Genomic DNA, 21,270 nt, shown 5'->3' with positions numbered 1-21,270 from the left:
AAAAAACAGTTATTGTTCCTACATTTGACAAGGCTAGTTCTAATTTTTATTAAACTATTCAAGTACGTCCGGTAAGGTTGGCAATTACGGCTGCTAACTCGCCCGGATTGACTGGTTTGGGGACATGGAGTTGAAAGCCTGCTAACAAAGCTTGTGTCCGATCTTCTGCCCTAGCATAGGCTGTCAGCGCTACTGCTGGAATTCGCCCACCTTGGTCTGCTGGTAGCGCCCTGATTTGACGAATTAGTGTGTAGCCGTCTTCTTGTGGCATACCAATATCGCTTACCAGTATATGGGGGCGAAATTCTTGTAGGGCCAGCAGTGCATCACTTGCAGATGGAGCAGCCATGACTTGGGCCCCATACTGTCCTAGAATTGTGGTGAGCAAATGACGCGCGTCGGCCTCATCATCAACAATCAGCACCCGCAAATCATCTAGCTTTGGCAGGTAATTGTTAGTGTCTTGGGTATCTCCAACAGGTGAAAGCTGCTCTGCGGTATTAGCGTCTACATAAACGGCTTTCATTGGTAAATTGACAATGAATGTTGCACCCTGTCCAATTCCTGGACTTTCGGCAGAGACTGTGCCGCCGTGTAATTCTACCAAGTGGCGGACGATCGCTAACCCTAATCCTAATCCACCATGCGATCGCGTGATCGAACTGTCTTGTTGATAGAAGCGTTCAAATACATGGCACAGGAATTCGGCAGCAATTCCTACTCCTGTATCGCTCACCCGAATTTGCACGCTAGATTCAATCCGCTCCAATTGCACATCAATTCTTCCCCCTTTGGGTGTAAACTTAACGGCGTTAGAGAGCAAATTCCACACAACTTGTTGCAAGCGGTTGCCATCACCCACAACTACCCCTACTTCCGGGTCGAATTTACAGTTGATGCTAATCTCTTTGGCTTGGGCTGCTGGGTACACAGTATCGATTGCTGCTTCTACAAGTGGTACAAGTTTTACCCGATGAATATTTAGATGGAGTGTGCCTCTAATAATCCGTGAGACATCTAAAACATCTTCGATTAGTTGAGCTAGGGATTTAGTGTTACGCTCGATTGTCTCTAGTGCTCGCGCAGTAGTAGTTTCATCAAACTTGCGATTCCTAAGTAGCTGTGCCCAGCCCAATACGGCGTTTAAGGGTGTGCGGAGTTCGTGGGAGAGTGTGGCGAGAAATTCATCTTTCATCCGATTTGCAGCTTCGGCATCGGCGCGTGCTGTCTGTTCACGCTTCAGCAATTGTTCGCGTTCTTGCTCTGCTTGCTTGCGATCGGTAATATCAATCATGAATCCATGTAATAGTTGCGGCCCATTCTCATCCCGCACCACATTAACAATGTCATACAACCAGACGACTCTGCCATCAGCTGCCAACATTCTGTATTCAAATTCGTAATTATTCAATGATAAAGAAGATTCTTGGCAATACTGGATAGCCCACTTTCGATCTTCTGAATGCATGTATTTTTCCCAGAAATTATCGGTATACCAGTCTGACAAAGGATAACCAAGAATATCAACGGTTTGTGGCCCTACATAAGTAAAATTTCCGGTAGTAGCATTTACCTCCCAAGGAATCACACGAACTTTTTCTGTCAATATCCTTAAGCGTTTATCGCTCTGTTTGAGAGCTGCTTCTGCTAACTTATGAAGTGTAATATCTGTAATTAGGGCAACAAATCCTTCAACTTTTCCTTGCTGACTGAACTGGGGAACGTAACTGACATTCAGATAATGGTTTGTGCCATTTTTATCGGGTACTTGGGTTTCGTAAGTTACTTGTTCTCCTGAAAGTACCGTTTCTATATAAGGAAGAATTGACTGATAAACAGATTCTCCGACAATTTCTCTAATGTGTTTACCATAAATTTCTGAAGCAGGAATTTCATACCAGTCTTCATATCCTTTATTATTAAAGCGATAACACTGTTCGTTATCAACATAGGAAATTTGGACAGGTACAGCATTTGTAATCAGGCGAAGTTGATCTTCTTGTTGACGCAGTGCTGCTTCTACTTGCTTGCGTTCGCTTAAATTAACTACAAAACAGATAACTTCCTCTGGATTATTTTCTAACAAAGCGCAACCTAACAGGATGGGAACGCGGCTGGCATCTTTGCGGATGTATTCGTTCTCAAAAGGCTGACACACGCCTTTGGTTTTGAGTTCTGCAATCGCACTGTTGCTAGCTTCAATATATTCTGGTGGTATCATGTCGCGCCATCGAAGCCCTGCTAGCAAATCCTCTTGCGAATAACCTACCATTGCTAAAAAGGCATCGTTAGCTTCTGCGATCGCCCCGTCCATATTGGCTACAATTACCCCAATGATGTTGGAATCTACCAACCTTCTAAATTTTGCCTCGCTCACCTGTAGTTTCTGCAAACTTATTTGAAGATGTTGTTTAGCAGTGCGTAACTCTGAGGTGAGCAAGCTTATGAGTATTGTTACCAGCATAAACAAGCCTAACCGCACTATGCTCTCTAGATTCTTAACAAAGAGCGAAAACACTGGCTCTAAGAAAAAGAAGGTAACGACTAAAGTAGACAAAGCAGTACCTAGTAACCCTGCTTTCATACCGCCATACCAGGCACTAACCGCCACGGCAGGAAAAAATAGCAGAAAAATAGTTGGTTTCAGTAGTGGCTGTAGCAATAGTGTTAGTTGCAATGCGCTACCAACAGCTAATAATGTCACAGCATAGGGCGCTAGAAGGGAACGTGTTCCTTTCAATGTGGCTTCTCCTTTTATGCAGCTAGCTAAAGGATTATTCCCAAAATCAGCTTGATAATGCGTTAGCGTAACCTGCACTTCGGCATAGTTCAGATATTTCCTCACCAGGCACTCAGTGACCATTGTAGACATCGCTCAACATTTATTATGCATTGAAAAAATACACATCGAAACAGTTAATTGGTATGAATCTATCTAAGGTAGTAAAACTTAGTTTTAGCAAATATACAATAACCTAATAATGGTCGTTCTAATGATATATATTTATTTTTAATTCTCTATCAAAAAGCATAGATATATTAAATCTTTAGATTAATTCCTCTTAGGATATAAATCATCATTTCTCCTTTGCCTTTAACCTGAATTAAACTCAATACGCTTGGGTTAAATTTTTATGACTGTAGATGCAAACTGGCTTGACGCAGGCTACTGCCTTCTCTGCAAGAAGCTTCTCTTTCAGAGACGCTAATGCGAATGCCAACGTGTAGTGTCTCGTTAGAGAAGGAGGCAAAGAAATGCTTAACTCAACTGTATTGGAATTAAACTTCATTTTTCTAATAAGTATTTATCCTTTAAAAGCTAATAACGGCAAAGTTATTGTTGGTTTTTCGATGTGACATTCCGTGATTAATGAGCGCATCTAGTTGGGTTTTCTTAGAGTTAGTTGGATGAATCATGCACTTTTTGCGTTATTAGTAATCAATAGACTAGGAAATAGGGCATAGCGAAATGAATGCCCAATCCCCAATGCCCAATCTCCAATCCCCGAAATGGCTCGTACTCCTACATTAAGTTTTGATCGTGGTACATTAATTTTGCATCCACCACCACGCGGTAAAGGTTGGATGGATTATGCTACATGGGATGATAGAGTTGAAAAATTCCGCATTCTGGCAATTAGATATCGATCGCTAGTGGAAGCACTACAAGCGGAAGATGTGAATTTTATCGATGAGGCGAAGCAATTTTATCCTGTAGATTTAGTTCCTAGTCTGGAAATGGAACCTTATCCCCACCAAACTGAGGCGCTAGCAGCTTGGAAACTGGCGGGTAGACAAGGGGTTGTTGTGCTGCCCACGGCGGCGGGAAAGACTTATTTGGCGCAAATGGCGATGCAGTCAACGCCGCGCACGACGCTAATTGTCGTACCAACTTTGGATTTAATGCATCAGTGGTATGCACACTTAGTAGCGGCTTTCCCTGATGCTGATGTGGGATTGCTGGGTGGTGGTTCGCGGGATAGAACGGCAATTCTCGTTGCAACTTATGATAGTGCAGCAATTCACGCTGAGACGTTGGGAAATCAATATGGTTTGATTGTTTTTGATGAATGTCATCATTTACCCACAGATTTTAATCGAGTGATTGCTGAATATGCGATCGCACCTTATCGTCTTGGACTCTCCGCGACACCAGAACGCACCGATGGGAAACACGCTGATTTAAATATTCTCATTGGAGAAGAAGTATATCGCAAACGCGCCGAAGATTTGGCGGGGAAGGCGTTAGCAGAACATGAAATTGTTCAAATTAAGGTAAAGTTATCGCAACTTGAGCGGGAAAGATACAACCAGTTAATTCAAACCCGCAATGACTTTTTAAAGCAATCGAAGATTTCTTTGGGGAGTCTGCAAGGTTGGCAAATGTTCGTGCAAATGAGTGCTAGATCGCAATCTGGACGTAGGGCAATGTTAGCGCATCGAGAAGCGAAAGATATCGCCTTGGGTACTGATGGAAAGTTGCGAATTTTGATTGATTTATTGGCAGAACATTATCCGGCAAGAATTTTGATTTTTACTGCTGATAATACAACGGTTTATCGCATTTCTCAAGAGTTGCTAATTCCGGCAATTACTCATCAAACTCCTGTAAAAGAACGCCATGAGATATTAACAAAGTTTCGAGAGGGTAAATATAATACTTTGGTTGCTTCTCATGTGTTGAATGAAGGGGTTGATGTACCTGCGGCAACTGTTGCGATTATTTTATCGGGAACGGGTTCGGCTAGGGAGTATACTCAGCGATTGGGTAGGGTTTTGCGGAAGGGGAATATTGAGAATAAGCAGGCGATTTTGTATGAAGTGGTGGCGGAGGATACGAGTGAGGAGGGAACTTCGGCTAGGCGGAGAGGGGAGAGGATAAGGGGACAAGGGGAGAAGAAAGAAAATTTGCAGGTTGTGTATGGAAGTGGGAAGGAACGGAGTTTGAAGGCTGCGGAACAGTTAGAAATTAATTATTCAGTCCAAAATCCAAAATCTAAAATCCAAAATTCAGCAGATGTTACCGACAGATTTACTGATGCATCGCCAAAACGGAGAGGAGATCATTCCGAAGAGACTGAAGATTGATCAGAAAACTTCGGAGTTGGCGATTGAGTTAATTAATTATTTTCAATCAGCAGTGGGGAAGACTCAAGGTGTGCTTGAGCGACAATTGACTGATTTTGAAGGAGATTCTACAGATTATCGCGTGAAGCGAGGGTTAGCTTATATTCTCAAAAGTAGTTTTTGTACTTTTGAGGTGGTTAGTCCTTTGGAACCACAAATGTTAAGAGAACGGGTGTTTTCGTTGGCTGCAAAATCGGTTTCTAGTCGGGAATCTACACAAGTTACTTTGAGTAAAGTTGCTGATGAGTTAACTCAAGAACTTGAGCGCGAGGTTTTATTAGAACAGGTTCGGAATGGACTCTATGCTGATTTATCTGAAAATAAAATTTTGACAGTGTTTGATGCACCAACAGCGCCAGATGTATTAAATCGATATAATTTATCTCAGGTGCAGGGTGTATTTTATAAAGCTAGTCAATTGGTGTTAAATGCTCATCGGAATGTTCCTGGTGAATATAAGCTGTTATTTCGCTATTTAAAGTTGTTTCAATTGATGGCTTATATTGAGGGCGATGCTGACCACGGGTTTACAATTACTATTGATGGGCCGACGAGTTTGTTTAATCCTAGTACACGATATGGGTTAGCGATCGCTAAACTTATTCCGGCTTTACTTCACGTTACTAAATGGAGTCTCTCGTCGATTCTCCAAACCCGCGATGCTTATACAAACACTTGGAAAACTGGACGTTTTACTCTCAATTCCGAATGTGGTTTGGTATCCCACTATCCCCCAGGTAAGCCCTACGATAGTATGCTAGAGGCATCCTTTGCTGATAAATGGGATGCATTAAAAAGTGGTTGGGCGTTAGAGCGAGAAGTTGATTTAATACCAATTCCCGGTAGTGTGATGATTCCCGATTTTCGCTTAGTTCATGCTGATGGACGCACATTCTTATTAGAAATTGTTGGTTATTGGCGACCGGAATATTTACAAAAGAAGTTTTCTCAAGTGCGACGCGCTGGACGTGATGACTTAATTTTAGCAATTTCCGAGCGACTTAATTTAGAAAAAGCAGGAGTAAAATTAAACGATGTCCCCGCCAGAATTGTTTGGTTTAAAGATAAGTTATTGCCAAAAGCTGTTTTAGCTGTAATGGATTGATTAAGGATAAATGAGATGAAAAGTATAGAAACAATTGCCATAGTTACAAAAGATGGTAAGATTACAGCGCAGTTACCATTGGATATTCCAGAGGGTGAACATCAGGTGGTAATAGTAATTGATGAAAAGCCTTTGGCAGAGAAAGCAGAGAGCAAGGAAAAACGTCCTCCTCTAAACTTCCCTATAGATAATTATGGCCCTTGGCCTGAAAATCTTTCTCTAAGACGTGAGGATATGTATGGTGATTGGGGTCGCTAACTCTGTATTTCTGGACACGAACATCTTAGTATATGCAAATGTGTCCGAATCTTCCTTTCACCAAGCAGCACTACAAGCTATTGAAAATCTTTATGACGCAGGAATTGAATTATGGATTAGTCGCCAGGTGTTGCGGGAATTCTTAATGACTCTTAGCCGTCCACAAGCATTGATGAATCCCCGATCTGTTGCGATCATAATTGAGCGTACCCGATTTTTTCAAGCTCAATTTCGAGTAGCTGACGAAACCGCCCAAGTGACAGAAAGACTTTTATCTCTAATGGAGCAAATTGCTATTGGTGGTAAGCAAGTTCATGATGCAAATATTGTTGCCACAATGCTAGTTTATGGCATTCCTCAGTTACTCACTCACAACACAGGTGATTTTGCAAGATTTTCTGGGTTAATTACTGTCTTGCCATTACAAGGTTAACGCCCGGTAATTATGTAATCCTACTGATTAACCCCAAACGCTTCTGCGTTCCCAATATTCAGCAACTCTTTTTTTCCACTGCTCCCAGTAATCTTTAATGACTGCTGATTCAAACCAAAATACCTCTGCTGGCATTTCTGGGATCGCTACTACCAAGAGAGCGTGGTTTAGCTGAATACCATAATCTCGATAATACTCGTTAGCTGCTCCTATGTACGCGGTAAGTTGCAGTGGATGTTCATATAAATGCTCAATTGAACCTTTGGGTTTGTCTGCTGTTTTCCACTCGCAAATACAGGGTATACCTTGATAACTGGCAATACAATCAACTTTGCCAGAATAACCCAAATCATGATGAAAAACAGAGCCTTCCACCAGTCTAACTGTGTCGATTTGTTCTAAAACTGGCTTGATACTCTCCCAATAAGGGCGACTCGCTTCGGGACAAACAGGGTTTTGTCCAAGAAGGTAGCGCTCAATTTGTTTGTGTGTTTGGGTTCCCCGACGGCTAGCAGTGGTAGTAATGCGGCTAGCTTCTTCTGTACCAACACGCGTTTTCCAGTTTAATAATCTGTCTCTGTCTGCTTGTGATTTGGTGGCATTAAGTATTGTAGTCACGCTGGGAAAGCGGTTTCCCTTGGCATCTACATAATATTGTTTACCATTTTCTCTTTTGGCTGTGGCATTAATTCGAGGTAGCAGTTGGGTATCATGCATTAGTTGATGTTTTGACTTTAATCTCGATCGCCTCCCCTCAAATCCAGAATAGACTACATGAGGATACAAATTTACAGGTTTTATGCAAAGCCTACCATGCTAAAACTTGAAGGAGCGATCGCCTAGACTAAAATTCATATTCAATAAGTAAAAATGCCTGATTACTTCTTTAAAAGCAGCTTTTCCTTTCTCAAAAGCAGCTTTTAATGTCACATTTTAGTGTTTTCCACAAGCAAAAGCAGCTTTTACTTCTTCAAAAGCAGCTTTTAATGTCGCATTTTAGTGTTTTCCACAAATAAAAGCAGCTTTTGCTTCTTCAAAAGCAGGTTTTAATATCACATTTGAGTGTTTTCCACACCCAAAAGCAGCTTTTGCTTTCTCATTTTGGTGTTTTCCGCAAGCAAAAGCTGCTTTTACTTTCTTAAACCCCAGTTTGCTTACTTATTAGAGTAATTTACGCATTCATTTTGGTATATGATTGAGCCGAAATCTGGCGTAGGCGTAGCCCATCAGAGACATCGCTTTAGTTTAGAGTATAAAACGACAAGCGATCGCTGTTGTCGTCAGACATCGCTTCTGAGCAAATCTTAAAGGCTATTCCATTCTTCTAGCGTGATTTCCCGCTCTAGAATAACCTCAATTTCCCGAATCATCAGCCGCAATTGTGGTACAGAATACTCATCATTAGAGGGAATAGTTAGACGATGTTGCCCATAAACCATAAACTGATGTCTTGTTCCAGAATAAGGCCCCTCAAACCCAATACGTCGTAACTTCTTCACAAAATCCCGATGCCTACAAGGTATCCATCGGCTCAAGAGTCGGCTCCTTGTTGAGGTCAATATTATCAATTATTGGTAAAGAATGTCCCAGCTTTAACCCAAGCAAAATCCAGTCTTCCAGTGTTGAACGTAATTCATCCTCACACTCGCGCAAAGTCGATGCAAAGGCTATCAATCCTTTGCAAACAGGAATTCGACCTACAAATGTACCATCTTCTAACTTGTCATAAATTGCCTGGGCGATCGCTCGGTCAACATAGTCGCTCAGAATAAACTTTATGGTCATGAAATCTTGCGTTGTGCTACCAGTTTAATCTTACGTTAAAATAATCGTTCAACACAATTATTTTTATTTAAAATCTCACTTTTATTCAGATATTGTTGAAAATATAAACGATATAATTCACATGCAACAGTACTGCGTAGGCGTAGCTCGTCGTAGACATCGCCTTCTAAATTAATTAGCCCCATACTCTGCAATTTATATGCCAATGCTGGCTCTAATTGCACAGAATTTATAGCGTTAATTACTTCATAAAAAGCATTTTGCAATTCTGGCTCATCTTGTAGTACTAACACAAACTGCCTTAAATACTCGTGATAAATTCCTGCTTCTGTAGGTGCTTGTTGCAATAGCTGTTCTAAATCTCCTTCTAGTCCTCCTTTACCCACAAGGTGATAAAAAGCTAATCGCAGCAAATAAGGATATCCTCCCACCATTGTCATCAAACTCTCGACATTTTTACCATCTGTCCAATCCAAGCCGTGACGTAATGCTAAATCCAACACCTGCTCTTTTGTAAAGGGAGATAAGTTAATCGGGAAACCAATATTAAATAATGATTGAGTCAGTTTTATCGGGACAAGAATTTCCCTTGAATAAACCAGAACTAAACGCAGTTTTTGCCAAACTTCTACACCTTTGGCTTGTTCATACCACGATCGCAGCAATAATAACAATTCTTCAACAATTTCTGAATGCTCAAACACCCAGTCTACCTCATCCAATATTAAAACAAGAGGACTTTCCAGCGCAGACAGTAAACACTCTTGGAAATAGATAAAGCAACTGATGCTATCTATATTTTCATTCCAATAATCATTGAGTTTTGGTTCTAGCTGTAACTCCCGACTGACGTTTGTAAAGAACCAGCGCAAAAATGTATCCAAACTGGCAAATACTGCTTTCTCTGCTTGCTGAAAATCTAGCATCACGGTACGAAAGCCTTGATTGTTCGCGCGTGTAAGTAACCGCAAAATCAGAGAGCTTTTCCCCATCTTCTTGGGTGCTTTGATGCAGATGAGACTTCCAGGTTTAGTCATTTCTGCATAGGCGAGTTCCTCAATCGGCGGTCGAGGGATGTAAAATCTGGAATTAAGAGATACTGGGCCACTAGGAAATTCTAAGGATATAGCCGTGGCTGCTTTGTTGAATTCCTTAACTAATTGCTGATGTGCTTTGCTAAGACGATGATTTTCTATAGTCTGGCGAAAGTTTGATTTGTTTATAGGTTCTTTACAAAAAGCACTCAGTAATTGCCATAAATGAGCAGCAATTTTCCTGACATGTTCTTCATCGTAGTCAGCTTCACAGGCTATATTCGTGTAGGTTTTTCCTTCCCACGAAGAACGCAATATAATCTCTTGGAGTGTCGTTAAATCGGTTGCTTGACTGGCTTTTAGTAGCAAAACTACTTCATCTATAGTCATTACTGATTGGCTCTAAAGCATGAAATTTTCTCACACCATTCTTCTTTGCAACTCAATGTAGTCTGCTTTGTCTGGATAGCAGCCAGTCGTGTTCCAAAAAGCTACAAACAAGACTTGACAATTTTTTGTATCCTAAAACATTTGACATGACTCCAGCAGAGAATTTTTTTTACAAATTTCTTCAAGTTTTTAGGTAATTATATGTGATTTTAACTACTTCTTTTAGACATATCTTAGAATGTAGATGCACACAATAGAGCTATTTTTTTCTAAAAAATCGCAACTGCGATCGCATTACCTTTTCTAAATTCCATCCAAATTGATATGGGCAGTAACAGCCTAATCAATTAAATAGACGATTTTATCCATAACTGAATCGTCAGGGTGTTAAGACAGCGTAGAGAGAGCTACAGGATATCTTCCTCATCGTACCAGCAGCTATGCATATCGAAAAACCCGCTACCCATGAACCGGAAGCTCTATCAGTACAAGATTCCCAGAGTTTCCCAGAATCAAAAGACTTATCTCAAGAGAATTTAGATACTTGTCAATGCTCACAAGCGGCCTTACAAATGGCATTAATAGCCAGTGGCTTGGGGTTGTGGGATTGGAATTTAATAACGAACAAAACTTATTATGATCCTCACTGGAAAGGCATCCTGGGTTATAGAGTAGACGAAATCGACAATGAGCATAAATCCTTTGAGCAACTTGTACATCCACAGGATTTACCAAGAATTCGCCAGGTTTTGCATGATTATCTGGAAGGATACACACCTGTGTTTGAAGTCGAATTGCGAATGTTGACCAAATCCAGGGAGTGGAAGTGGATTTTGACTTGTGGCAAAGTATTCCAGTGGGATGAATCCGGAAAGCCAATACGAATGGCGGGGACGCACAAGGATATTACTCAAGATAAAGCGATGTCTACGACGGGCTGCGCCTACGCTACTCAACAATACCAACTATTTGAACAACTCCAATCTACCGAAGACCAAGTTAGGGAAAAATCACAGCAGTTAGAAACTACCCTCGAAGAACTCAAATATACCCAAAAGCAGTTATTGCAAAACCAGAAAATGGCTAATCTCGGTCAACTGGTGGCGGATATGACTAACGAAATTAACAACCCCGTTAGCTTCATCTACGGTAATCTCCATCCTGCGAGTCAATATGCTGAAGACTTAATCAGAATTATTGAACTTTACCAACATCACTATCCCACACCGATACCAGTTATAGCCTTACAGCTGCAACGCCTCGACCTTGGTTTCGTGAAGAAAGATTTTTTGAAATTGCTGTGGTCAATGCGAGCCGGATCTGAGCGCGTTAAAGAAATTGTTTTCGCCTTGCAGAATTTTTCAAGCTCTGACGAAGGTCAAACAAAAAAGGTTGACCTGCATAAAGGACTTGATAGTGTTCTGAGGATTTTGCAGCATCGTTTGAAAGAAAAACCTGATAGAGCCGGGATTGAAGTAATTAAAAACTTTGGGGAATTGCCTTTAATCGAGTGTTACCCTGGTGAACTAAATCAGGTATTTATGAACATCTTGACTAATGCCATTGATGCTTTAGAAGAAAGGATAAAACATGATTATTTCTTTACTCCGAAAATTTTTATTCATACAGAAATTGCTAGTAGCCATTTATCATTAATTAAGAGTAATGAAGTTTGGGGAAATGATAAACTACTAGGAAAAAAACACAAAATTATAATTCGCATTTCTGACAATGGTCAAGGCATACTTCCTCATATCAAACGACATATATTTGAACCATTTTTTACAACTAAACCAGTAGGTAGTCAAGGGCTAGGACTATCAATTAGTCGAGAAATTATAGTTGAAAAACATCAAGGTAAACTTAAGTGTAATTCTCAATTAGGTCAAGGCACAGAGTTGGTGATTGAGATGAATACAACAGCAAGACAGTACACGGCTATTAGAAAACATGCCAGTTTTTAAATAATTAACCTTAGGCACCAATACAGTTCAGTTAAGCATTTCTTTCTTCTCTCTGCGTCTTTGGCGTCCTTGGCGGTTCGTTAAAAAAATTGAGTTTGACAAAGAGTTTTAGCCTTAACTGAACCGTATTGCCTTAGGCACGAGGTGTTATTTTTTGCAAGCTTAACTGATCTGTATTGTCTTTTTTACACCTAAATTACAGCACAAGCCATGAGTACACTTCCTACAATAATTACTGCGTAGGCGTAGCCTGCCGTAGGCATCGCACTAATTATCGGCATATACTGCTGCAATGGTTGAACCCATGAAAAACCCTTCAGCCATTGGTGAGCATAGATGATGACTAAACCAATGGTTACTAGTACGACTGCTAATCCCACGCTGAATGCACATACCAAGATTAAACCGTATGCAGTTTGATGAAGTGCGATTGCGCTCAACAATAATACCAGTGCTGACGGGCAAGGAACTAGACCACCAGCGATTCCCAGAGTTAAAAGAGACTGTAACGTAACTTGAGAATTTCCAGAATGGTGGCGATCGTTGTGAGTATGATGATGATGGTTGTGTTCGGGGTTGAGATAGCGATCGCCGCTAGAGCTACACTGGATAGAATATCTTTGATCATAGGCACTAAAACAGGGTACAGCATCTTAGCAACGCTACCCAATAGCCCATCGTAGATATCGCCCAATTTTGAAAATTTAACTTAGAACAACCTTAGCCACACTTAAACTGACATTTAAAACAGCAGATGGTAAACCATTAATGTCAGAATACTGAGTCAGAGGATGGGAAAATAAAGGTGAGTAATGTCCACCCCCAAGTTTACTGGACTATATTACTCAAGACAGATAAACAACAAATTTTATCAGTCAAAATCTATGACTTCAACCCCCTCTCAAACTCGAAAGCCACCCACTCAAGCAATAGGAGCTAAAATTTTCCACTGGTGTAACATCATTAGTCTATTTATCATGCTCACCAGTGGACTACAAATTTACAACGCTAACCCGGTTTTTGGTGGACGCGCAGGTTTGCACATTCCGCCAATATTTACATTAGGAGGTTGGCTAGCAGGAGGTAGACACTGGCATTTTGCAGCAATGTGGCTATTTTCACTGAATCTCCTGTGGTATGGAATTTACATTTTAATTACTCGGCGCTGGCGACACCGATTTGTAGGTGCTAATGACCTCAGAGCATTACAAAAAAGTCAAAATTATAAACGTCTAATTTATGCTTGGCATCGGATTGCGTATACAGCAATTATTCCTATTTTGTTGTTGGCATTATTTACAGGAATAGGAATGTATAAACCTGCTCAATTTTACTGGATTGTGGATTTCTTTGGCAGTTGGCAAGCATTGCGGATTATTCACTTTGCTTCAGTGCCGATGGTTATCTTCTTTGTAATAATTCACTATCTATTAGGACGGAAAGCTGGTGGTACTGAATTAACAGAATCAATGTTTTCGTAAACGAACTTTTTTACTAAAAAAATGAACTTTTTTGATAAATTGAATCGTAATATCTTACAAAATCAAAGCTTACTATTTGTAGGACTTGATCCAAATCTAGAGATGATGCCTGTGCGTTATGAATCTGAAGAACTCATCACTGGTTTGGAGAAGTGGTTGCAATTCATTATTGCAGAAACTTCTGATTATGTTTGTGCTTATAAACCAACACTTGGCTTTTACGAAGCATTAGGTATCCCCGGTTTAGAATTGCTGTATAAAACTTTAGCAGCTATTCCACCCCATATTCCAGTCATTTTAGATGCAAAACATAGTGACTTAAATACTAGTACCATTTTTGCCCAAACTGTGTTTACAGAATGGCAGGTGGATGCAATCACTCTCAGTCCTTATACAGGACAAGATCATGTAGCACCTTTTTTGGTCTACCCTGATAAAGCCGTGTTTATTTTATGCTGTACCTCTAATTCAGGTGCAGAAGCTTTACAGCAATATCCGACAAACGAATCGCCCCTTTATTTACAGGTGGTAAAAGAATCAAAAACCTGGGGAACTCCAGAACAATTGGGTTTGGAAGTGGGAACTACAAATCCTGAGATTTTAGCACTTATTCGAGCGATCGCGCCTGAACGAATTATTATGGCGCGTAGCATCTGGGCAGAAGGCGCAAACTTGAAGCAGATTTTAGAAGCGGGTTTGAATACTAACGGTGATGGTTTATTGATTCCTGTTCCTCAAGATATGCTGGGAAACACCCAACTATCTGAGGAAATCCAGTCTCTACGCGCAGAAATTAATCAAATCAAAACTGAGATTATCTATGAAAATTCCACATGTTCTGTGTGGTTTCCTGATGTTTGTTTCCTAAATCAGCATCCCTACCAAGATTTGATTTTACAACTTTATGATATTGACTGCATTATGTTTGGTAGTTTTGTCCAAGCATCAGGAGCTATATTTCCTTATTACATCGACTTACGCAAAATTATTTCCAATCCCCAAGTTTTTAATCAAGTTCTCACTGCATATCAGGATATTTTGAAGGATCTCATTTTTGATAGATTAGCAGGTATTCCCTATGGTTCCTTACCTACTGCGACTGGTTTAGCTTTGCGCCTTAATTGCCCAATGATTTTCCCTCGAAAAGAGGTGAAGGCACATGGAACTCGGAGAGTAATTGAGGGTAACTTTCATCCTGGTGAAACAGTTGTAGTTGTTGACGATATTCTCATCAGTGGTAAAAGTGTTATGGAAGGGGCAGGAAAGTTAGAATCAGCAGGATTAAATGTTAATGATATTGTGGTATTTATCGACCATGAACAAGGAGTGAAAGATAGATTACAGCAAAATGGTTATCGCAGTCATGCGGTTTTAACTATTTCGGAAATTACTAATACTCTGTATCAAGCAGGCCGAATCAATGAGGAGCAATTTTTAGCTTTTGCTGAAAGTTCGTGATTGGAAGAATGGGGAGTGGGGAGTAGGGGGAGATTTTTCTTATGTACTTACCCTTGGTTGTATTTTGCACCTGCCTACTTTCTCACCAGAGAAGAAATTATCTGACTAATAGCACAAGTCCACGCTTAGTGGACTATAAATCAATACGCTTGGGTTAAGGCTAAAACTCTTTGTCAAACTCAATTTTTTTAACGTAGACGCTTCTCTACGAGACGCTACGCGAACGGCTTGCCGCAGGCTACCGCCAAGGACGCCAAGGACGCAGAGAGAAGAAAGAAATGCTTAACTCAACTGTATTGGACTATAAACCCTACACAGTCTTTTTTAGAAGACTTTAACAATCAGCCTCATAATTCATGCTGAGGCGGTTGTTGGGACTGGTGCAAGTTCTGAGTCTTGAACATATTTAATTACTCGGTTCAATCTAATAACTGAAATAATTGGGATTTTTAAATTAATTATGAATTTTCCACTGAATCAACTGCTTAGATGGTTAATTTTTACGCTGTTATTTCCTCTAGTGTTTCTCAATGGTTGGCTAGCATTTTTGCTGGTTAAAAATTTTCAACCTGTTGTAACAATTCTTGTTTTGGCTACTTTGCTTGCATTCATTTTGAACTATCCTGTTACCATTCTCCAAAAACGAGGAGTGAAACGTGGCTATGCAGTAGCATTAGTTTTTATCTCAGCATTGATAATTATCGTTGCTCTGGGTATAACTTTAATTCCCATTGTTTTAGAGCAATTTAATGAGATGGTGAAAGTTTTTCCCCAATGGATTGATTCTAGTAAAGAAAAACTTCATATTTTAAATGATTGGTTTTTTAGGCACAAAGTAAATGTGAATTTAAGTCAGTTATTGAGCCGATTAACTGAGCAATTACCCAATGAATTAGAGTTTCTTTCAGATAAACTTTTAAGTATTCTCATAGATACGATTGATAGTATTTCTGAGGCATTAATCACAATAGTATTGACTTTCTATCTGTTGTTAGATGGCCCAAGGATTTGGGAGATGATATTTAAAAAACTACCCGGAAGTTTTGCTCAGAAGGTAAGTCAATCTATTCAACAAAACTTTCAAAATTACTTGGTTGGTCAGGGAAGTTTGGCTTTGCTGATGGGAGTTTCATTAACATTATTATTTTTAGCTTTTCAAGTGCAGTTTGCTTTACTTTTTGGTTTGGGGGTTGGGCTTTTGAGTTTAATTCCCTTTGGCGATGTCGTGAGTCTTGTTGTAATAACTTTAATAATAGCTACACATGACTTTTGGCTAGCAGTGAAGATTTTTGCAGTAGCTGTTGTCATTGACCAGTTAATTGATCAGGCGATCGCACCACGACTTTTAGGCAAGTTTACTGGTATTAGACCAATATGGGTATTAATTGCTTTGCTTGTAGGAACCAATGTTGGTGGAGTCTTGGGTTTGCTAATCGCGGTACCTGTAGCTGGTTTTATCAAAGATATAGCAGATACTTTTTCTAAATCTGCTGATTCCAATAATGTAGTTAAAAGTGAAGCAGCATCAGAATTGTTAACAGAAGAATCAATATCGCCATGAGTTGTTGATTTGTGGAGAATATAAAGCGCACAGCTAGCTCTGTGCCTACTGCATTCAAAATAAAATTGCATAAAAAAAGCCCCCAGTATTTCTACTAGGGGTGAAAGATATAATACCATTTCACTTGATGTTTGTCGGAGATGCCCCTGCGATCGCCTCTACTTAGATGAGAGGCTAGCGTATTCCTCAAATATTACAGCAAAAAGCGACCAGGTATAAAATTAGCCAACATTTGCCAAGAGCAATTCTCGTTTTTCTGATTTTCGTACTCTTACTTGAGAGTCATCATCAACATCAACAATCGCTGTATCGCCATCTGTAATTTCACCAGACAGCATTGCTTCGGCGAGAGAATCTTCTAGGAGGCGCATAATTGCCCGGCGTAATGGTCTAGCACCATAACTAGGGTTGTAGCCTTCTTGTACTACACGGTCTTTGAAGCGATCGCTAACTTCTAAGATAATTCCCTTTTCTGTCAAGCGCTTAGAAACATCACGAAGCATAATCTCAGCGATTTGCTTCACTTCATCCTTGGAAAGCTGAGTGAAGACGATGATTTCATCGAGACGGTTCAGGAACTCAGGACGGAAGTAAGCTTTCAATTCCTCATTTACCAAGGTGCGGATGCGATTATAACTAGCGTCGGCTTGAGTGTCGAAGTCAAAGCCTAAACCACTACCGCCTTTTTCAATCACCTTAGAACCGATGTTAGAAGTCAAAATGATCAGCGTGTTCTTGAAGTCCACTTTCCGACCTTTTGAATCAGTAAGTTGACCGTCATCCAAGAGTTGCAGCAGCATATTGAATACATCAGGGTGTGCTTTTTCGATTTCGTCGAATAGCAGTACTGAGTAAGGTTTCCGCCGCACGGCTTCTGTAAGCTGTCCGCCTTCGTCGTATCCGACATAACCAGGAGGCGAACCAATTAGCTTGGCGACGGTGTGGCTTTCCATGTATTCGGACATATCTAGGCGAATCATGGAGTCTTCCGCACCGAAGAAGTAGGCAGCTAATGCCTTCGCCAATTCTGTTTTACCGACTCCGGTAGGCCCAGAGAAGATAAAGCTAGCAATGGGACGATTGGGATTCTTCAAGCCGACACGGGCGCGACGGATACCGCGAGATACAGCCGAGACTGCTTGCTCTTGACCAATAAGCCGTTGATGCAGAGTGTCTTCTAGGTGCAGAAGCAATTCTGACTCCGACTCAGTAAGCTTGTTGACTGGTACGCCAGTCCAAGAGGCAACGATTTGAGCGATATCTTCTTCGTCAACCACAGTTGAGTTGACAGGTTGATCGTTTTGTGCAAATGTTGCTTGCAGTTGTTCTGCGAGTTTTAACTCTTGATCGCGCAGTTGGGTAGCTTTGTCAAAATCTTGGACTCTGACTGCTGCTTCTTTCTCTTTGGTAACGCCAGCGAGTTCACGCTTGAGTTCTTTATTGGGAGAAATTTGAGAGTTCCGCAGACGAACGCGAGAACCAGCTTCATCAATTAAGTCTATTGCCTTATCTGGCAAGAAGCGATCGCTAATGTAGCGGTCTGATAATTCTGCTGCTGCTACAAGTGCCGAATCTAAAATTGTGACTTTGTGGTGCTGTTCGTAAGCACCGCGCAAGCCGTAAAGAATTTGTACGGTTTCCTCTACTGAGGGTTCGCCAACCATGATTGGTTGGAAACGACGCTCTAGGGCGGCATCGCGCTCGATATGCTTACGATACTCATCGAGGGTAGTTGCGCCAATACACTGGAGTTCACCCCGTGCTAAGGCAGGTTTGAGGATGTTTGCTGCATCCAAACCACCTTCTGTACCACCAGCGCCAACCAAGGTGTGAATTTCGTCAATCACCAAGATGATATTGCCCACAGTGCGGACTTCTTCCACGACTTTTTTGATCCGTTCTTCAAAGTCGCCACGGAAGCGAGTTCCAGCTACCAAAGACCCCATATCAAGGCTGATAACTTGCTTGTCTTGCAAACTTTCGGGAACATCCTGGTTGATAATCCGTTGAGCTAGACCTTCTGCGATCGCAGTTTTACCAACTCCTGGTTCTCCAATCAACACTGGGTTATTCTTAGTGCGGCGACCAAGGATCTGGATCGCTCGCTCAATTTCCTTCTGGCGACCAACTACGGGGTCGAGTCTGCCTTCTTGCGCTAATTTGGTCAAATTACGACCAAACTCTTCCATAGTTAGTGGTTGGGTGCGTTTTTGACTACTACTACCACCTGCTAAAGCCGGTGCATTTTCACCCAAACGGCGAATTATGGCACTACGGACAGTCTTGAAGTCAACTCCTAGATTTTGCAGTACTTTGGCGGCAACACCTTCACCAGCCTCGGTTAATCCTAAGAGTAAGTGTTCAGTATTAATGTAATTCTGTCCCAGACTATGAGCTTCTTTAAACGATTGCTCGAAGAGGCTTTTTACTTTAGGAGTAAAAGGAATTTCTGGTGGTACAAAGCCAGAACCCCTACCAATAATTTTTTCTACCTCGCGACGTGCATCTTTGAGGGTAACGCCTAATTCGGCCAGCACTTTAGCAGCAACCCCAGTTCCTTCTCCCATCAAACCCAGGAGAATTTGTTCTGTTCCTACAAAGTTGTGTCCCAGGCGACGGGCTTCCTCCTGAGCTAACATAATTACTCTAATGGCTTCGGAAGTGAAGTGTTCAAACATAATGGGTTCTTGCTCCCTCGCTGCTTGGACTTTGGGTGAGATAAAATTCACCCTCATCTAAAGTTTTTTGTATTTTCTTAAGAACAATGTAACTTTATTTAAACTTGAGTGGCAGTGGTGAGAGCCGTAAGACATCAGGTGTACTAGCCGTCTAAGAAGATTTAGGAGTTAGAAGTTAGGAGTTTTCAATTTGACAATTAGCTTGTCAGTGCAGAAGATGATTTTCTTTTGCCTTTTTTGTTCCTCAGCTGTTCTGCTAAACTAAAAACTCAGAATTTAACACTGGCTCAAGACTCCCCTACCGCTAAGACACTCAGGACTCACGATGACCAATGCACCCGCAGGTAAAGACCAACAACATCCTCTTTATAACCGCGATCGCCCCCTTATTGATATTTTACTCTCTCAAGAGGCGACAGACTATAACTTAGCAGAATTAGCTAGGCTGCGAATGCGTTATCAAGGGTTTCCAGGGGCAAGAGATATCCAAAAAGACCTAGATAAAGCTTTGCAGCAGTGGGGTTTGACCGAAGCCGAACTTTATGAGAAAACTCGCCAAATTCACAACCTGGGGGGTATTTACAAAAGTCGCGGTAAGAAAGAGGAACAGGATTGGAATTAGGAATTGGACATTGGGCATTGGGCATTGGGCATTAATTATTCCCTCCTAACTCCTAACTCACCTATTAGTCAGGATGCCTACAAAACCTTACACTGCCCGTGATACCTTAACAAATGGTCACACAGCACCAATGCCACCATTGCCTCAACCATTGGAACTGCACGCGGTAATACACAAGGATCGTGGCGTCCTTTGGCTGCTAAGAGCGTTTCTTCGCCTTCACGAGTTACAGTTTTCTGCTCTTTTCTAATTGTTGCTGTCGGCTTAAATGCAACTCGCAAAATAATATTTTCTCCATTGGAAATTCCCCCTTGAATACCACCAGAACGATTTGTTAGTGTGCGGATTTCACCATTTGGATCAATATAAAATTCGTCGTTATGCTCAATTCCCGTTAGCAGTGTTCCCCCAAAACCGGAACCAATTTCAAAGCCTTTGCTAGCAGGGAGAGACATGACACCTTTGGCGATATCAGCTTCTAATTTATCAAATACTGGTTCGCCCAAACCTTTCGGCACATTTCGCGCTACACATTCTACTACACCGCCTATAGAATCACCTTGTCTACCTATTTGCTCAATTAATTCAATCATGCGATCGCTGCATTCAGCATCGGGACAGCGAACGATATTGCTTTCCACTTGTTCTAAGGTGACAGTATTTGGATCAACTACACCTTCTAAATCTTTGATGCGCTTAACATAAGCGATAACTTCGACATTGGCCACTTGACGAAGAATTTTTTTAGCGATCGCACCTGCTGCTACTCTTCCGATTGTCTCACGCGCTGATGATCTACCACCACCTTGCCAATTACGAATGCCATATTTTGCATCATAAGTTGCATCGGCGTGAGAAGGCCGATATTTCTCAGACATCTCGTCGTAGTCTTGGGGGCGAGTGTCTTTGTTCCGCACCAAAATTGTTATAGGCGTTCCCAGAGTTTTGCCTTCAAATACCCCTGATAAAATCTCGCAGGTATCCGCTTCTTTGCGAGGCGTTGTAATTTTACTTTGCCCAGGACGCCTTCTATCTAATTCTACTTGAATTTCTTCTGCCGAAATTTCTAGTTGAGGAGGACAACCATCAATCACAACCCCTACACCGCCGCCGTGAGACTCGCCAAAAGTACTGATGCGAAATAGATGACCAAAAATATTGCCCATGATTTTGAGAAAAAAGGTGAGGCTTATGTATTCTACCTAGAGTTTTTACAAAGTTTGTCTTTGTTTTTTGTATAATTTTTCGCTATTTTTTAGTAATTATCAACAATGTTTCTGAGTTTTTATCTAACTTTACAACAGTATCTGTTACTAACTTAAATTAAAAGCGCCCTCCTTTTGGGAGAGCGCTTTTTAATTTAGCTAGAGCTTA

General features: G+C 41.1%; 18 protein-coding genes. 9 read left to right on the top strand and 9 right to left on the bottom strand.

Features of this window, described 5'->3' with window-relative positions:
• Positions 1–58 precede the first annotated feature (58 nt).
• On the bottom strand, positions 59–2,740 hold the full coding sequence (locus tag RMZ43_RS21365; RefSeq protein WP_416212466.1) for a hybrid sensor histidine kinase/response regulator: 2,682 nt from the start codon (positions 2,738–2,740) through the stop codon (positions 59–61).
• A gap of 770 nt (positions 2,741–3,510) precedes the next feature.
• On the opposite strand from RMZ43_RS21365, the gene RMZ43_RS21360 reads away from it, so the two are divergent.
• Genes RMZ43_RS21360 through RMZ43_RS21345 form a run of 4 tightly spaced genes read left to right on the top strand, consistent with a single transcriptional unit; the run spans position 3,511 to position 6,923 of the window.
• Positions 3,511–5,088: a DEAD/DEAH box helicase gene (locus RMZ43_RS21360; protein ID WP_322655664.1), complete on the top strand. Its 1,578-nt coding sequence runs from the start codon at positions 3,511–3,513 to the stop codon at positions 5,086–5,088.
• Positions 5,018–6,232: a DUF790 family protein gene (locus RMZ43_RS21355; RefSeq protein ID WP_322652003.1), complete on the top strand. Its 1,215-nt coding sequence runs from the start codon at positions 5,018–5,020 to the stop codon at positions 6,230–6,232. Before RMZ43_RS21360 ends, RMZ43_RS21355 begins: the two co-directional genes overlap by 71 nt.
• 15 nt (positions 6,233–6,247) lie before the next feature.
• Positions 6,248–6,490 (top strand): hypothetical protein, encoded by a 243-nt coding sequence (locus RMZ43_RS21350; protein ID WP_428850908.1) that lies wholly within the window; start codon positions 6,248–6,250, stop codon positions 6,488–6,490.
• On the top strand, positions 6,471–6,923 hold the full coding sequence (locus RMZ43_RS21345; RefSeq protein ID WP_322655661.1) for a type II toxin-antitoxin system VapC family toxin: 453 nt from the start codon (positions 6,471–6,473) through the stop codon (positions 6,921–6,923). Before RMZ43_RS21350 ends, RMZ43_RS21345 begins: the two co-directional genes overlap by 20 nt.
• Positions 6,924–6,950: 27 nt before the next feature.
• Here the strand turns inward: RMZ43_RS21345 and RMZ43_RS21340 are convergent, their stop codons facing one another.
• From RMZ43_RS21340 to RMZ43_RS21325, 4 genes are all read right to left on the bottom strand, one after another.
• Complete coding sequence (locus RMZ43_RS21340; protein ID WP_322655660.1) at positions 6,951–7,640, bottom strand: PD-(D/E)XK nuclease family protein; 690 nt, start codon at positions 7,638–7,640, stop codon at positions 6,951–6,953.
• A gap of 587 nt (positions 7,641–8,227) precedes the next feature.
• Positions 8,228–8,422, bottom strand: coding sequence for a hypothetical protein (locus RMZ43_RS21335; protein ID WP_322652007.1), 195 nt, complete (start codon positions 8,420–8,422; stop codon positions 8,228–8,230).
• A gap of 13 nt (positions 8,423–8,435) precedes the next feature.
• Entirely contained in the window at positions 8,436–8,708 is a 273-nt protein-coding gene (locus tag RMZ43_RS21330) for a type II toxin-antitoxin system HicB family antitoxin (RefSeq protein ID WP_322652008.1), read from the bottom strand.
• 35 nt (positions 8,709–8,743) lie between these two features.
• Positions 8,744–10,132 carry an AAA-like domain-containing protein gene (locus tag RMZ43_RS21325; RefSeq protein ID WP_322655659.1) on the bottom strand — a complete coding sequence of 463 codons (1,389 nt, stop codon included), beginning with the start codon at positions 10,130–10,132 and terminating at the stop codon, positions 8,744–8,746.
• 440 nt (positions 10,133–10,572) lie between these two features.
• Between RMZ43_RS21325 and RMZ43_RS21320 the strand changes: the two genes are divergently transcribed.
• Positions 10,573–12,096, top strand: coding sequence for a PAS domain-containing sensor histidine kinase (locus RMZ43_RS21320; protein ID WP_322655658.1), 1,524 nt, complete (start codon positions 10,573–10,575; stop codon positions 12,094–12,096).
• Positions 12,097–12,287: 191 nt separating this feature from the next.
• Here RMZ43_RS21320 and RMZ43_RS21315 read toward each other — a convergent pair whose 3' ends face one another.
• Both RMZ43_RS21315 and RMZ43_RS21310 read right to left on the bottom strand, forming a co-directional pair.
• On the bottom strand, positions 12,288–12,587 hold the full coding sequence (locus RMZ43_RS21315) for a sulfite exporter TauE/SafE family protein (RefSeq protein ID WP_416212465.1): 300 nt from the start codon (positions 12,585–12,587) through the stop codon (positions 12,288–12,290).
• A gap of 2 nt (positions 12,588–12,589) precedes the next feature.
• Positions 12,590–12,790 (bottom strand): hypothetical protein, encoded by a 201-nt coding sequence (locus RMZ43_RS21310; protein WP_322652011.1) that lies wholly within the window; start codon positions 12,788–12,790, stop codon positions 12,590–12,592.
• Positions 12,791–12,980: 190 nt separating this feature from the next.
• Here RMZ43_RS21310 and RMZ43_RS21305 point away from each other — a divergent pair, with 190 nt between their 5' ends.
• From RMZ43_RS21305 to RMZ43_RS21295, 3 genes are all read left to right on the top strand, one after another.
• Complete coding sequence (locus RMZ43_RS21305; protein WP_322655657.1) at positions 12,981–13,577, top strand: cytochrome b/b6 domain-containing protein; 597 nt, start codon at positions 12,981–12,983, stop codon at positions 13,575–13,577.
• 21 nt (positions 13,578–13,598) lie between these two features.
• Complete coding sequence (locus tag RMZ43_RS21300) at positions 13,599–15,035, top strand: bifunctional orotidine-5'-phosphate decarboxylase/orotate phosphoribosyltransferase (protein WP_322652013.1); 1,437 nt, start codon at positions 13,599–13,601, stop codon at positions 15,033–15,035.
• A gap of 460 nt (positions 15,036–15,495) precedes the next feature.
• Positions 15,496–16,596 (top strand): AI-2E family transporter, encoded by a 1,101-nt coding sequence (locus RMZ43_RS21295; RefSeq protein WP_322652014.1) that lies wholly within the window; start codon positions 15,496–15,498, stop codon positions 16,594–16,596.
• 221 nt (positions 16,597–16,817) lie between these two features.
• On the opposite strand, the gene RMZ43_RS21290 is transcribed toward RMZ43_RS21295, so the two are convergent.
• A complete protein-coding gene (locus RMZ43_RS21290) occupies positions 16,818–19,274 on the bottom strand; it encodes an ATP-dependent Clp protease ATP-binding subunit (protein WP_322653282.1) in 2,457 nt (818 codons plus the stop codon).
• A 325-nt stretch (positions 19,275–19,599) separates the two neighbouring features.
• Between RMZ43_RS21290 and RMZ43_RS21285 the strand changes: the two genes are divergently transcribed.
• Positions 19,600–19,896, top strand: coding sequence for a DUF3288 family protein (locus RMZ43_RS21285; protein ID WP_322652016.1), 297 nt, complete (start codon positions 19,600–19,602; stop codon positions 19,894–19,896).
• A 77-nt stretch (positions 19,897–19,973) separates the two neighbouring features.
• Here the strand turns inward: RMZ43_RS21285 and aroC are convergent, their stop codons facing one another.
• The gene (gene aroC / locus RMZ43_RS21280; protein ID WP_322653281.1) at positions 19,974–21,062 is read right to left on the bottom strand and encodes a chorismate synthase; all 1,089 of its coding nucleotides are present in this window, start codon (positions 21,060–21,062) and stop codon (positions 19,974–19,976) included.
• Positions 21,063–21,270 lie beyond the last annotated feature (208 nt).

The sequence above is a fragment of the Nostoc sp. CmiVER01 genome, from assembly GCF_034531135.2.
Lineage (GTDB): Bacteria > Cyanobacteriota > Cyanobacteriia > Cyanobacteriales > Nostocaceae > Nostoc.
Note: the sequence above shows the minus strand (reverse complement) of the source record. Positions and strands in the feature narration are given on the sequence as shown.